This is a genomic window from Oxalobacteraceae sp. CFBP 8761, from assembly GCA_014841595.1.
Lineage (GTDB): Bacteria > Pseudomonadota > Gammaproteobacteria > Burkholderiales > Burkholderiaceae_D > Telluria.
The window spans coordinates 358,969-372,621 of record JACYUE010000001.1; the positions used below are offsets into that span (position 1 = coordinate 358,969).

Here is a 13,653-nt window from a genome sequence, read left to right on the forward strand (position 1 = left end):
TCCTGCAAACAAGCGTACTGACAAGGCAGTATCCGCTCCCTTGCGGGCGAAGTCAAAACTCAGTCTTCGTGAAACGCTTCCAGGAGTTCGTCCATGATCTCGGCGGTTTCTTCGTCCGACAGGCCCAGATACGCGCAGGCCGCGACGCCGCCCTTGTTCCATTCGTTCGACTCGGCGTGGCCCTGGTAGCGGCAGATCGCGTTCTCGGCCAGCAGCGACAGGGCGATCAGCGAGCGCACCGGCCCCGCGGTGGCGGCATCGTCGATCACGGCAAAGTCGTGATGGTGCAGGATGGCCCAGGCGACGTGGTCGGACAGTCCCCAGTTGCGGGCCAGCAGGCAGCCCATGGCGGCGTGGCTGGTGGAGTGGCGTTCATTCTCGAGGTCGGTGAACGGCCGATGGGCTTCCATCGACGCCGCGCCATAGGTGGCTTCGTAATCCTTGAAGCGGTCCATCAGGAGCGGCACGCCGGTGTCGCAGAACAGGCCGAACGTATGCGCCACGTCGGGCTCGCCCATGCGCAGGCGGCGCGTCAGGAACACCATCGCGTGCGCACGGCGGGTCGAGAGGTCCCAGAAGTTGGCCAGCGCGGCGCTGTTGACAGGAATCGCCTGGCGCGCCAGCAGCCCGGTCATCAGGGCCGCAACCTGGTTAATGCCCAGGAACAGGATGGCCTGCTCGATCGACTTGGCCTTGCGCCGGCCGCCGTAGACGGCCGAATTGGCCAGCTTGAGCAGGGCGCCGGACATGCCGACGTCGCTCGCCACGATCCTGCCGATGGCGTCGGGCGATGGATCGTCGGCGCCCAGTTCGCGCTGCAGATCGGCGAGCAGGCTCGGCCGCGGCGGAATGCGGATCGACTTGATCAGGGCATCGACCTGGTCGGTTTGGGGGGCGGACTCGACGACGGTATTCATGAAATGGCGGGGCGCGAGAGGGCATCTCGGACGTTGCGGGGAACGTGTCACTATACCCGAGCCGATAAAATATTGCAGCATGGCAATGTGTAAATCAACTGGTTAATGTGGCAATTCCACCATAGCGCCAGGGCACTGGCGTGCGCGCTAGAATCCCGGCATGGTTATTTCGACAATTGCAGGGATTGATTTTTCAGCCGACGCGGCCACCGTGGCGCGCCAGCTGATCGGGGTGACGGTGCTGCTCGACGGGGTGGGCGGGCGCATCGTCGAGACCGAAGCCTATGACCGCGACGATGCGGCCTCGCACGCGTTTGCCGGCGAGACCGAGCGCAATGCCTCGATGTTCGGGCCGCCCGCGCATGCCTACGTCTACCGCTCGTACGGCATCCACTGGTGCCTGAACTTCGTGTGCCGCGAGGCGGGGCATGGCGCCGGGGTCCTGATCCGCGCGCTGGAGCCGGTGGCGGGGCTGGACGTCATGCGCGCCCGGCGCGATGCGCTCGATGAGCGCGCGCTGTGTTCGGGGCCGGGCAAGTTGTGCCAGGCGCTGGGCGTCACGCGTGCGCACGATGGGATGGCGCTGGCGGGGGCGTCGTTTGCCTTGCTGCCGGCAGAGCCGGGCCTGGTCGTCGTGGAAGGCATCCGCATCGGCATCTCGAAGGCGGTCGACGTGCCGTGGCGCTTCGGGCTGGCCGGCTCGCGCTTCCTGAGCCGGCCAATCCGCGGCGAAGCGCGCAACTAAGCCGATCCACGCCGGCGCGCTGTCGCCGGCGGCAGGGCCGGCACGGGCTTTGCGCGCATCGTGCTGGTGCGGCTGCGGCGGTCGGCCACGCCCTGGAAGCCCACCGCAAGCGCGTCGTCGTGTGCGTCTTCCATCTCCTCTGCTTCTTCGACGTCGCCGTCGCCCGGCGCGATGCGGAAGATCGCCACGGCCCTGGCCAGATTGACGGTCTGCTCGTGCAGGCTCTCGGCCGCCGCTGCGGCCTGTTCGACCAGCGCCGCATTCTGCTGCGTCATGCTGTCCATCTGCCCGACCGCGCGATTGACGTCGGCGATACCGTCGGCCTGCTCGGTGCTGGCGATGCTGATGCGCCCGATGATGTCGTTCACCTGGCGTACCGACGAGACGATGTCGCCCATGCTGGCGCCGGCTTCGCTGACCGACGCGTTGCCCCGTTCGATGATGCTGACCGAGTCCGCGATCAGGCCCTTGATTTCCTTGGCCGCTGCCGCAGAGCGCTGCGCCAGCGTGCGCACTTCGGACGCCACCACGGCAAAGCCGCGCCCCTGTTCGCCGGCGCGCGCTGCTTCCACCGCCGCATTCAGGGCCAGGATATTGGTCTGGAACGAGATGCCGTCGATGACGCCGATGATCTCGACGATCTTGCGCGAGCTGGCCTGGATCGATTCCATCGTCGTCACGGCGCCTTGCACCGCCTGGCCGCCGCGCGCGGCCAGTTGCGCCGCTTCGGCCGCGAGCTCGGACGCCTGGCGCGCATTGGTGGCGTTGTCCTTGACCGCCGTGGTCAAGGTCTCCATCGTGCTGGCCGTCTGCTCGAGCGAGCTGGCCTGCATCTCGGTGCGGCTCGACAGGTCCATATTGCCGGTGGCGATTTCCTGCGATGCCGTGTCGATCGAGCGCACCGCCGTCATCACACTGCGCAGCGCGGCATTCAGGCGCGCGATCGTGTGATCCAGCGCGCGGCCCGTGTCGGCGATTTCGTCGCGGCCCTGCGCGTCCACCGGCGGCGCGTCGAGCCGGCCCTCGGCCAGTTCGCCGACCGTGTGCGCGATCGAATGGATCCCGGCCAGCATCGCGCGCCGCACCAGCATCGTCACCGCCAGCGACAGCGCGATCGACAGCAGCACCAGGCCGGCCATGGTCCAGCCCAGCGTGCGAAATTCGGCCCGGGCGGCGGCGTAGGCTTCCTGGTTCATGGTCTTTTCGATGTGCGCAAGCTGCGTCAGCGCGGTGTCGAGCGCGCCGAACTGCTGCTCGGCCTTCTGCATCGCATTGGTGGCGATTGACTGGTCCACCGCTGCCATCTCGATCGTCTCGCCGATCGCCTTGCGATAGCGCGTCAGCGCCGCCTGCGACGCCTCGACCGGCGCGCGTTCTTCGCGCTCGGCGGCATGCGCGAACTTGCCCAGTTTGTCGCCGATGGCGGCGTGCCGGCGGCCGATGTCGGCCGTCAGCGCGCTCAAGCGGTTCTGGGCGAAGCTGCCGTTGGTCCAGGCCAGCAACTGGTAGGCGTTGGCGTGGGCAAAGCGCGCCTCGCCGGCGACATCGGCCACCGCCTGCAGGCGCGCGGCGCGCACCTGCACCATGTGTTCCAGCGAGGCGTTCTGGCGCACCATGCCGTAGTAGGCGGCGCCCGACAGCATGGTCAGCAGCACGAGCACGAGGCCCGGGGCCAGCAGCAGTTTCTGGCCGATCCGCAGTTTGTTCAGCATGGGTCACTCCACAAAAAAAGCTGCCATCGCGGGCAGGCGACGGCAGCGACAGCAGGGGATGCGCGACGGCAGCGCAGGCTTATTTCTTGTAGATGCCCGCTTCGAGTACCACGCCGTCGACCAGCAGGATGTAGGTCGTCTTGGGTTCGATCTTGCCGGTGGTGGGATTCTTGTACTGGTAGTCGACCCAGCCCTTGCCCTTGGCGGCGGCCAGCTCGATGATTTCGCGCCGGTACTTCTTGCCGTTTGCATCGGGCACGTCGGTCAGGTCCTTGCCGACGATCGACGGGTTATACGGGTGGGCCAGCACGATGCCGGTCTTGACGTCGCGCAGGTCGATGTACAGCTGGCCCTGGACAAAATCCGGGTCCTTGGCATTGATGCGCTTCATCATTTCATCCTTGCCCTTGGCCTTGATCAGGGCGGCGCCGCGCTCGGCCATGGCGATGGCGTCCTTCTCGGTCGGTTCATTGGCCAGGGCGGCGGTCGATGCCAGCCCCAGGCACAGGGCGGCGGCGGTGGCGATCAGTTTCATGGCGGTCCTTTCGCGTTGAATGCATCAGAAATATTGCTTAAGTGCATTCACTACTCTAGCGGCGCGTGCCCTTGCCGGATTGCGCGCGCACAAGGCCGTGGAAATCGTCCTGCCGCCGTTGCGCCGATGCCGCACTTTTTCCTACAGCAGCCTGTGATTGTCCTATTCACGCGGTCAGACACCTTCTCATTGATTGATGGCAATTGCTGTCCATTCGGCCTCCCTAAGATGGGTTCTTTCCGGCAATCCGCCGCCTTCCCATCATCTTCTTCTGGAGATCTTCGTGAACACGACTGCAACGACGCCCACCAAGTTCAAGCCCTTCACGCGCCAGTCGATCATGAGCGCGCGCCAATGGGAGTGGCTCACGCCCGACCTGCAGGAAGCCGTGCAGGTGGTCTCGCACGTGCTGCCGTTTCGCACCAATGCGTATGTGATGGAGACGCTGATCGACTGGTCGCGCGTGCCGGACGATCCGATCTACCGGCTGACGTTCCCGCACCGCGACATGCTCCCGCGCGCCGAATACGAGCAGCTGCGCGACCTGGTGCTGGTCAAAAAAGATGACGCCGCAATCGCGCGCCTGGTGCACGCGATCCGCATGCGCATGAATCCGCACCCGGCCGGCCAGATGACGCACAACGTGCCGCGCGTGAACGATGCGCCGCTCAAGGGCCTGCAGCACAAGTACAAGGAAACGGTGCTGTTCTTCCCGAGCGCCGGCCAGACCTGCCACGCCTATTGCACGTTCTGCTTCCGCTGGCCGCAGTTCGTCGGCATGGATGACCTGAAGTTCGATGCGCGCGAGTGCGGCGAACTGGTGGACTACCTGAAGATGCACACCGAGGTCACCGACGTCCTGATCACCGGGGGCGACCCGATGATCATGAATACGCGCTCGCTGGCCGAATTCCTCGAGCCGCTCCTGATCCCCGAACTGGCCCACATCCAGAACGTCCGCATCGGCACCAAGTCGGTCGCGTACTGGCCGCAGCGCTTCATGTCGGACAAGGACAGCGACGATCTGATGCGCCTGTTCGAGAAGGTGGTCGCCAGCGGCAAGAACCTGGCCATCATGGGCCACTACAACCACGCGGTCGAACTGCGCGCACCGATCGCGCAGCAGGCGGTCAAGCGCATCGTCGGCACCGGTGCCACGCTGCGCATGCAGGGTCCGCTGATCCGCCACATCAACGAAGACCCGAAAAGCTGGGCCGAGCTGTGGACCACGGGCGTGCGCCTGGGCGCGATTCCCTACTATATGTTCGTCGAGCGCGATACCGGCCCGCGCGACTACTTCGCACTGCCGCTGGCGCGCGCCCACGAGATCTTCCAGGAAGCCTATTCGATGGTCTCGGGCCTGTCGCGCACCGTGCGCGGACCGTCGATGAGCGCCTTCCCCGGCAAGGTCGTGATCGACGGCGTCGTCACGATCAATGGCGAAAAGCTGTTCGCGCTGCAGTTTCTGCAGGCCCGCAATCCGGAATGGGTGCGGCGGCCGTTCTTTGCCAAATACGACGCCACGGCGACCTGGCTCGATCACCTGAAACCCGCGTTCGGGCGCGATCATTTCTTCTTCGAGACGGAAAGCGGCGGCCCGCTGCGGGGCGCCGGCGGCCGCGTGATCCCGCTGGTGCCGGCTGGCCAGCGCGGCCATGCCCAGCCCGACGCGGCATAACCGGTCGACGTTCAGCCAGAGCCTGCGCCATGCAACCTGCTGCCACGCTGGTGTCTCCCGCTCCCCCGCGTCTGTCCGGCCTGGCGGTGTTCGTGTACGTGTTCGTGCCGTTCGCGCTGGGGCATTACCTGTCCTCGCTGCTGCGCAACGTGAACGCGGTGCTGGCGTCGCAACTGGCGAGCGCGCTCGCGCTCACGCCGGGCCAACTGGGGCTGCTCACCAGCGCGTTCTTCTTTGCGTTCGCGCTGGTCCAGCTGCCGGTGGGGATGGCGCTGGACCGCTATGGGCCGCGCCGCGTGCAGGTGGCGATGCTGCTGGTGGCATCCTGCGGCGCGGTGCTGTTTGCGCGTGGCGGCGGCTTCTGGAGCCTGCTCGCGGCGCGCGCCGTCATGGGGTGCGGCCTGGGTGGCTGCTTCATGGCGGCGGTCAAGGCCGTGTCGATCTGGATCGCACCCAGCCGGCTGCCATCGGTGCACGGCTACCTGATCGCCGTCGGCGGCATGGGCGCGGCCAGCGCCACGATGCCGGTGCGCGCGATGCTCGAGTACACCGACTGGCGCGGCCTGTTCCTGCTGCTGGCCGGCCTGGTCGCCTGTACGGGCCTGCTGATCGCCCTGCTGTACCCGAAGACGGGCGACGCCGCGCCCGGCCGGAGCCCGTTATCCCCGCTCTTGCCGGCGCTGCGCGAGGTCTGGCGCGCGCCCGGCTTTCGCGCCGTGGTGGCGCTGGTGCTGGTGCCGCACGCGGTGTTCTTCGGCGTGCAGGGCCTGTGGATCGGACGCTGGCTGGCCGACGTGGCGCTGTACCCGGAAGACGCCGTCGCCTACCTGCTGTACCTGGGCATGGCGGCGGTGGTGTTCGGCGCCATCGCGGTGGGCATGATCACCGAATGGGCCGGGCGGCGCGGCATGCCGCCGCTCGATGTGGCGGCCGCCGGCATCACGATGTTCGTGCTGATCCAGGCCGCGTTCGTGATCGGCTACCGGCCCAGCTTCCCGTGGCTGTCGGTGATGTTCACGCTGGCGGGCACGGTCACCGGCATCGACTACGCGATCGTGGCCCAGTCGATGCCGCGCGCGTTGACCGGGCGCGCCGCCACCTTCCTGAACCTCCTGATCTTCATCGGCGCCTTCCTGGTGCAGGCTGGCTTTGGCGTGGTGATCGGGCTGTGGCAGCCCGACCTGCTGGGCCACGCACCCGCAGCCGCCTACCGCTGCGCGTTTGCGCTGCTGGTGCTGATCCAGGTGCCAGGGTTGTGGCAGTACGCGCGGCGCCGCCGGGGGGCACCGTTGCCGGTGACCTGAGATTGCTGCCCCGTAACGTACATGGTGTAATGTTTTGTCAATATAAGATTTCCCCATTCTGTATTTTGGGGGAACACCATGCGACATCATCTGCCGCGCCTGTGCGCCGGCGCCACCCTCCTGTTGCTGGCCGCCTGCGGCGACAAGTCGACACTGCCGCAAGGCGCCGACATCGGGCCGCAGCCCGAGCTCAAGGCGCCCAACAAGACCCTGATCCCGACGGTCAACATCGCCAAGGCCACTGGCTGGCCGGCGGGCGTGATGCCCACGGCGGCGGCGGGCCTGGACGTGAATGCCTTCGCCACGGCGCTCGACCATCCGCGCTGGTTGTATGTGCTGCCCAACGGCGACGTGCTGGTAGCCGAATCGAATGCGCCGGCCAAGCCGGACGCCGGCGGGATCCGCAACTGGATACAGAGCAAGGTGATGGCCCGCGCCGGCGCCGGCGTGCCGAGCGCGAACCGCATCACGCTGCTGCGCGACGCCGACGGCGACGGTGTGGCCGAGCTGAAAACGGTCTTCCTGAAGAACCTGCATTCGCCGTTCGGCATGGCGCTGGTGGGCGACATGCTGTACGTGGCCAATGCCGATGCCATCGTGCGCTTCAACTACAAGGAAGGCGCCACCGAAATCACCGAAGCTGCGCAGCCGGTCGCGCCGCTGCCGGCCGGGCTGAACCACCACTGGACCAAGAACATCATCGCCAGCCAGGATGGCAAGAAGCTGTATGCCACGGTCGGCTCGAACAGTAACGTCGCCGAAAACGGCATGGAGGCCGAGAAGAACCGCGCCGCGATCCTCGAGGTGGACCTGGCCAGCGGCGCCACGCGTGTGTTCGCGTCGGGCCTGCGCAATCCGAACGGCATGGCGTGGAATCCGCAGACGGGCGCGCTGTGGACGGTCGTGAACGAGCGCGACGAAATCGGCAGCGACCTGGTGCCCGATTACCTGACATCGGTGAAAGAGGGCGGTTTCTATGGCTGGCCGTACAGCTACTACGGCAAGAACATCGATGCGCGCGTCAAGCCGCAGCGGCCTGATTTGGTGGACAAGGCGATCGTGCCCGACTACGCGCTGGGCGCGCACGTGGCCGCGCTGGGCCTGACGTTCTATGAAGGCGCGTTGCTGCCGACCCAGTACCGGAACGGCGCGATCATCGGCAACCACGGTTCATGGAACCGCAAACCGCGCTCGGGCTACAACGTCGTGTTCATTCCGTTCCGGGATGGTATGCCGAACGGGAAGCCGGTGGACATCCTCAGCGACTTCGTCAACAAGGATGGCGAGGCGCAGGGCCGGCCGGTGGGCGTTGCCGTGGACAAGAAGGGCGCGGTGCTGGTGGCCGACGATGTCGGCAACGTGATCTGGCGGGTGGTGCCGGACGCCGGATAGCAACTACCCACAACGCTTGCACGTCGTTCCCGCCTCCGTGGGAACGACGTGTTTCAGGCGCAGCCTGTGACCAGCAGCACCGGAATCCCGGTCCACGCCACCGCCACCACGGCCAGCACCGAGCTGGCCGCACCCACATAATCCACGAACTCGTCGGATCCCTGGCGCAGGCGCTTGCCGGCCAGGGCGCCGACCCACACGCACGCCGCCATTGACAGCAGCGTGGCACCGCCCAGCAGCCACGGATTGGGCCCTGCAGCGCGCAGCGCGCCCGGCGTGCACTGGCTCGCCGCGACGATATACGCGAACGCAAAGTGCGCGCCCCAGATCAGCAGGGGCAGTGAAGCGCGTGTGGCACGCGAAAAGAAATGGTCGCTCATCGCATCACTCCATCACCAGCAGCAGCCCGCGGATCACCAGGAATCCGGCGAAGCCCTGCAGCGTCACGTAGTGCCAGATCAGCGCGATATTGTCGCGCGTGGCACGGTTCTCGGGGACGATCATGCCGCGCCAGGCGCGCACGCACAGGTACGGGGCGGCCAGCAGCAGCACGAACAGCATGATGCCCTGGAAGCCGAGCAGGATCGAGATCGATGCACTCCATGTGTCGCGCGTGCCGTCCAGGTTCACGAGGCGCCAGCTGTAGACGTCGATGCCGAAGGCGCCGGCGGTGCACGCCAGTGCCACGATCAGCACCCACGGCGTGAGCTTGTTCGAGACCCGGTCGCTCAGCCACACCAGCGCGGAGCCGCCCAGCAGCAGGGCAGCCGACAGCAGCGTCCACGACCACGCTGGCAGCGATGCGCCAGGCGGTGGGCAGATCTGGAGCCGCATCGACGTGTGGATGTAGACGTAGGCGAACGAGCAGTAGATCAGGAACAGCACGATCAGCATGATGAACGTGCCCCACCACGAGTGCGACGCCGTGCCGCGCGCGCCGATCGGCAGCGTGACGCCGCCGCCGATGTCGGCCTCGCGCATCGGCACCTTCTGGTCCGACTGCCACAGCCAGGCGATGATCGAACCGATGGCGATCAGGCCGCAGATGGTCGCCAGCACGTTGGCCTTGACGGTCAGCAGCAGGAAGAAGCCGGCGGTGCCGAAGGCGCCCAGCACGGTCAGCCAGCTGTCGCCCGGCAGAATCATCAGATAGGTCGGCCTGGCGCTGACCGGGCTGGTGGCGATGGTTTCGCGGCGACCGGTGACGGTGTTCGGCAGGTAGTGACGGCCTTCGGCGACTTCCTTCGACAGCGTCGGCTGGTCCCACAGCGGGTCGTCCGACGTGATGATCGGGATGCTGCGGTTGCCGTAGTCTTCCGACGGCAGCCATTCGAGCGTGGCCGCGTTCCACGGATTGCCCACGTCCTTGGTCGGACGGCGCAGCGTGCGCGTAGCGTCGATGATCATCAAGAGGATGCCCAGCGCGAACAGGAACGAGCCCAGGGTCGAGATCATGTTCAGCGCGTCCCAGCCCATTTCGCTCGAATACGTGTAGACGCGGCGCGGCATGCCGAACAGGCCCGTGATGTGCATCGGGAAGAAGCTGATGTTAAAGCCCCCGAACAGCAGCCAGAAGGTCCACTTCGACAGGCGCTCGGACATCGTGTTGCCGTTGATGAGCGGGATCCAGTAGTAGATCGCGGCAAACACCGGGAACACCATGCCGCCGATGAGCACATAGTGCAGGTGGGCCACGATGAAGTAGGTGTCGTGTACCTGCCAGTCGAACGGGATCACGGCCACCATCACGCCGGTCAGGCCGCCGAGCACGAAGATGAACATGAAGCCGAGCATGAACAGCGTCGGCGCATTCATCCTGATGCGGCCACTCCACAGCGTGGCGATCCAGCCGAATACCTGGATGCCGGTGGGGATCGCCACGGCCATGCTGGCCGCCGAGATCAGGCTCATTTCAATGACGCCCAGGCCGGCCGTGAACATGTGGTGCGCCCACAGGCCGAAGCTGAAGATACCCACGCCGACCAGTGCGACGACGATCGCGCGGCGGCCCACCAGGCGGTTGCCGGCGATGGTCGGAATCATCGTCGAGATCATGCCGGCTGCCGGCAGGAAGATGATGTAGACCTCGGGGTGGCCGAAGAACCAGAACAGGTGCTGCCAGATGATCGGGTCGCCGCCGCGCTCTGGGTCGAAGATCGGCAGGTTCAGCGCGCGCTCGAGTTCGAGCAGCGCCGTGCCGGCAATCACGGCCGGGAAGGCGATGACGATCATCACGCCCACGACCAGCATGGCCCACGCATAGACGGGCATGCGGCGCAGCGTCATGCCCGGCGCGCGGGTAAACAGGATGCCGACGATCAGTTCGATGGCGCCGGCAATGGCGGAAATCTCGATGAAGCCGATCCCCAGCAGCCAGAAGTCGGCGTTCAGGCCGGGCGAATACTTCATGCCCGTCAGCGGCGGGTACATGAACCAGCCGCCGTCCGGCGCCAGGCCCCAGAACAGCGTGCAGAAGAAGGCCAGGCCACCGAAGGCGTAGCACCAGAACGCATACGCCGACAGGCGCGGGAACGGTAAATCGCGCGCGCCCAGCATATTCGGCAGCAGGTAGACGGCAATCGCCTCGACGATCGGAATCGCAAACAGGAACATCATCACGGTGCCATGCATCGTGAAGATCTGGTTGTAGGTGCCGGCCGAGACCAGGTCGTTGTCCGGCACCGACAGCTGCACCCGCATGATCAGGGCCAGGATGCCGGCCAGGATGAAGAACAGGATCGCGGTGCCGATGTACAGCAGGCCGATATTGGTGTTGTTGACCGACTTGAAGAAGCCCAGGCCGGATGGCGTCTTCCACACGGCCTCCAGTTTTTCCAGCTCCTCTGGCGGGCGTGGGGCGGAGTTCGGTAAGGTTGCGTCGCGCGTCATTTCAGGTGCTCAAGGTAAGTGGCCAGTGCGCGCAGGGTCTCGCCGTCCAGGTCCGGGGAGGGCGGCATGAAGACGCCCGTTTTGATGGCTTGCGGGTCGGCGATCCAGCCGGCCAGCGTACCGCGGTGGTTGCGCAGCGTGCCAGCGGCGATGTGCCGGCGGCTGCCGATGTGCGTGAGGTCAGGGCCGAGGCGCGGGGCATCGGCAATCCGGGCATCCAGCTGCGGCGCGACATCGGTCACGCCGCGAATGGTGTGGCAGGTCTGGCACTGCTGCGCGAGGAACGCCTCGCGGCCGCGCTGCAGCACCGTGGTGTCGGCCGGCACGGCCGGCTGGGCCTGGCGCGCGAGCCAGGCGTCGAACTCGGGGCGCGGCAGGGCGATCACGTGGAACGCCATGCGCGCGTGCTGCTCGCCGCAGTATTCGGCGCACTGGCCGCGGTAGGTGCCCGGCTTGTCGGCGCGCAGGTTCAGGCCCGTGACGCGGCCCGGGATCATGTCGCGCTTGCCCGCCAGCGACGGCACCCACAGACTGTGGATCACGTCCGATGCGGTCAGGCCCAGGTACACCGATTCGCCGACCGGAATATAAATCTCGTTGGCGCTGATGATTTCGCGATTGCTGGTCGGGTCGCGGTAGCGCACTTCCCACCACCACATCTTGCCGGTCACGGAGATGCTCAATGCCTTGTGCGAGGTTTGCGGCACCAGTTGCCCGGTGCGCCAGGTGCTCCAGGTGAGCAGCGCGGTGAGCACGATGACCGGAAACGCGATGCCGGCACCGAGGATCCAGACGCCGGGCGTGATCGGGCGCGCCTGGCGCCGCATGGCCAGCGCGAGCAGGCCCATGACGATGGCAAAGATTACCGTGCCGCCGACGAACAGGACCCAGGTGAACTGGTAAATGATGGCCGCGTCGGCGCCGGCCGGATGCATGACGGACTGGATGTCGCTGATTGGCGTCATATTATTTGAGCGAATACATGAAGGCGGCCATGTGGCGCGCCTCGTCGTCGGTAATGCCGAGCGCAGGCATCAGGGTACCGGGTTTCACGGCGGGGGGATTCTGGAGGAAGCGGATCATGTTCTCTGGCTGGTTCGGGATGCTGCCGGCGATATAGCTCAGGCGGCCCATGGACTGCAGTGAAGGACCTGCATCGCCATTCGGACCCTGGACTTCGGGAATGAAATGGCAGGCGGCGCACTGGTACTGCTGCACCAGCAGGCGCCCACGTTCGGGATCGCCACCGGCGACGCGCGAGACGGGTTCTTCTTTTGCGCAGCCGCTCGCCAGGGCTGCGAGGACGAGCAGGGCGCTCGTTGTCGCACGCGTAGTGCGGGATGCCCTCAGCACAGAAGACAGGCGTTGATATTGACGAGATGGGTTGCGCACGGTTGATTTTTCGTGAAAAAGCGATGGCTTTTATAATACAAGGAAAGTAGATGTCATTCTTTCAACTGGACGCCCTAGGCTATGCTATCGAATCGCGCACGACTTATTGTCAAGACCATGGTCCTGACCCTGCTGGGGGCGGGCACAATTGGCGCCGTCGGTGGCCTGATCGTGCTGCGCGGCGGCTTCTATGACCTGAGTGCAATCACGCAGCACTACGCGCTGGTGTACACCGTGCTGGGTGAGGGCATGCAGTACTCGGTCCAGAACCATGCGCGCGAGATCGTGGTTCCACCCAACCTGAACACGCCCGAACGCCTGCAGCGCGGCGCGCTGGTCTACCAGGCCAACTGTGTGCAATGCCACGGCGGCCCGGGCGTCGCGCCCAGCACGATCGGCATGAGCATGCAGCCGGCCCCGGGCCCGCTGGTCGATGCCGATGTCAACTGGAAGACGCGCGAGCTGTACTGGATCACCCGCAACGGCATCAAGATGAGCGGCATGCCCGCCTGGGAATACCACCTGAGTGAGCCGGACATGTGGGCGGTGGTGGCGTTCGTGGGCGCCATGCCGGGCATGACGAGCCAGGACTTCAAACGCATGACGGCAGGCGGTGCCGTTCCGCCGCATGTCGAGCAGACGGCAACGGGCCGCGCACAGCAGGGTCAGGAAGGCCAGCCATGAAATCCACGATCACCATCCTACTTGGCGTGTCCGCGCTGCTGGCCGGCTGCGGCCCGAAACTGGCCCCTGGCCTGGTCGGCGACCCGATGCGCGGCAAGATCGCCGCCGCGCAATACGCCTGCCATTCCTGCCACGTGGTGCCGGGCGTGCCTGGCTCGGACGTGCGCGTGGGCCGGCCGCTCGACGAGCTCGCGCAGCAGCGCTACATCGCCGGCAAACTGCCCAACACCCAGGCCAACCTGGTGCGCTGGATCCGCGATCCGCAGGCGATCGATCCGGGCAATGCGATGCCGAACATGGGCGTGAGCGAGCGCGATGCGATCGACATCAGCGCGTACCTGCTGAGCCACTAAGGCTTGGTTGACACCATTCATTGGTATCATTCGCGTTTTTCTACAGGAATGA

The 13,653-nt window shown here is 66.1% G+C and carries 13 protein-coding genes; 6 read left to right on the plus strand and 7 right to left on the minus strand.

Features of this window, described 5'->3' with window-relative positions; genetic code table 11:
• Nucleotides 1–59 precede the first annotated feature (59 nt).
• The gene (locus IFU00_01650) at nt 60–917 is read right to left on the minus strand and encodes an HDOD domain-containing protein (protein ID MBD8540982.1); all 858 of its coding nucleotides are present in this window, start codon (nt 915–917) and stop codon (nt 60–62) included.
• A 160-nt stretch (nt 918–1,077) separates the two neighbouring features.
• Here IFU00_01650 and IFU00_01655 point away from each other — a divergent pair, with 160 nt between their 5' ends.
• Nucleotides 1,078–1,662 (plus strand): DNA-3-methyladenine glycosylase, encoded by a 585-nt coding sequence (locus tag IFU00_01655; GenBank protein ID MBD8540983.1) that lies wholly within the window; start codon nt 1,078–1,080, stop codon nt 1,660–1,662.
• Here the strand turns inward: IFU00_01655 and IFU00_01660 are convergent.
• Complete coding sequence (locus IFU00_01660) at nt 1,659–3,374, minus strand: MCP four helix bundle domain-containing protein (protein ID MBD8540984.1); 1,716 nt, start codon at nt 3,372–3,374, stop codon at nt 1,659–1,661. The two genes, IFU00_01655 and IFU00_01660, sit on opposite strands and share 4 nt — an antisense overlap.
• Before the next feature lie 79 nt (nt 3,375–3,453).
• Complete coding sequence (locus tag IFU00_01665) at nt 3,454–3,909, minus strand: cache domain-containing protein (GenBank protein ID MBD8540985.1); 456 nt, start codon at nt 3,907–3,909, stop codon at nt 3,454–3,456.
• Nucleotides 3,910–4,192: 283 nt separating this feature from the next.
• On the opposite strand from IFU00_01665, the gene IFU00_01670 reads away from it, so the two are divergent.
• The 3 genes from IFU00_01670 to IFU00_01680 all read left to right on the plus strand — a co-directional run bounded on the left by IFU00_01670 (nt 4,193) and on the right by IFU00_01680 (nt 8,283).
• A complete protein-coding gene (locus IFU00_01670) occupies nt 4,193–5,587 on the plus strand; it encodes a lysine 2,3-aminomutase (GenBank protein ID MBD8540986.1) in 1,395 nt (464 codons plus the stop codon).
• A 29-nt stretch (nt 5,588–5,616) separates the two neighbouring features.
• Nucleotides 5,617–6,891, plus strand: coding sequence for an MFS transporter (locus tag IFU00_01675; protein ID MBD8540987.1), 1,275 nt, complete (start codon nt 5,617–5,619; stop codon nt 6,889–6,891).
• 78 nt (nt 6,892–6,969) lie between these two features.
• On the plus strand, nt 6,970–8,283 hold the full coding sequence (locus tag IFU00_01680; GenBank protein MBD8540988.1) for a sorbosone dehydrogenase family protein: 1,314 nt from the start codon (nt 6,970–6,972) through the stop codon (nt 8,281–8,283).
• 53 nt (nt 8,284–8,336) lie between these two features.
• Here the strand turns inward: IFU00_01680 and IFU00_01685 are convergent, their stop codons facing one another.
• The 4 genes from IFU00_01685 to IFU00_01700 are packed head-to-tail and all read right to left on the minus strand — an operon-like array spanning nt 8,337 to nt 12,525.
• On the minus strand, nt 8,337–8,663 hold the full coding sequence (locus IFU00_01685) for a hypothetical protein (protein MBD8540989.1): 327 nt from the start codon (nt 8,661–8,663) through the stop codon (nt 8,337–8,339).
• 4 nt (nt 8,664–8,667) lie between these two features.
• The gene (gene ctaD, locus IFU00_01690; protein MBD8540990.1) at nt 8,668–11,172 is read right to left on the minus strand and encodes a cytochrome c oxidase subunit I; all 2,505 of its coding nucleotides are present in this window, start codon (nt 11,170–11,172) and stop codon (nt 8,668–8,670) included.
• Nucleotides 11,169–12,128, minus strand: coding sequence for a cytochrome c oxidase subunit II (coxB, locus tag IFU00_01695; GenBank protein MBD8540991.1), 960 nt, complete (start codon nt 12,126–12,128; stop codon nt 11,169–11,171). Before coxB ends, ctaD begins: the two co-directional genes overlap by 4 nt.
• 10 nt (nt 12,129–12,138) lie before the next feature.
• On the minus strand, nt 12,139–12,525 hold the full coding sequence (locus IFU00_01700; protein ID MBD8540992.1) for a c-type cytochrome: 387 nt from the start codon (nt 12,523–12,525) through the stop codon (nt 12,139–12,141).
• Nucleotides 12,526–12,681: 156 nt separating this feature from the next.
• On the opposite strand from IFU00_01700, the gene IFU00_01705 reads away from it, so the two are divergent.
• On the plus strand, nt 12,682–13,248 hold the full coding sequence (locus tag IFU00_01705) for a cytochrome c (protein ID MBD8540993.1): 567 nt from the start codon (nt 12,682–12,684) through the stop codon (nt 13,246–13,248).
• Nucleotides 13,245–13,601: a cytochrome c gene (locus IFU00_01710; protein MBD8540994.1), complete on the plus strand. Its 357-nt coding sequence runs from the start codon at nt 13,245–13,247 to the stop codon at nt 13,599–13,601. Before IFU00_01705 ends, IFU00_01710 begins: the two co-directional genes overlap by 4 nt.
• The last annotated feature ends 52 nt before the right edge of the window (nt 13,602–13,653 follow it).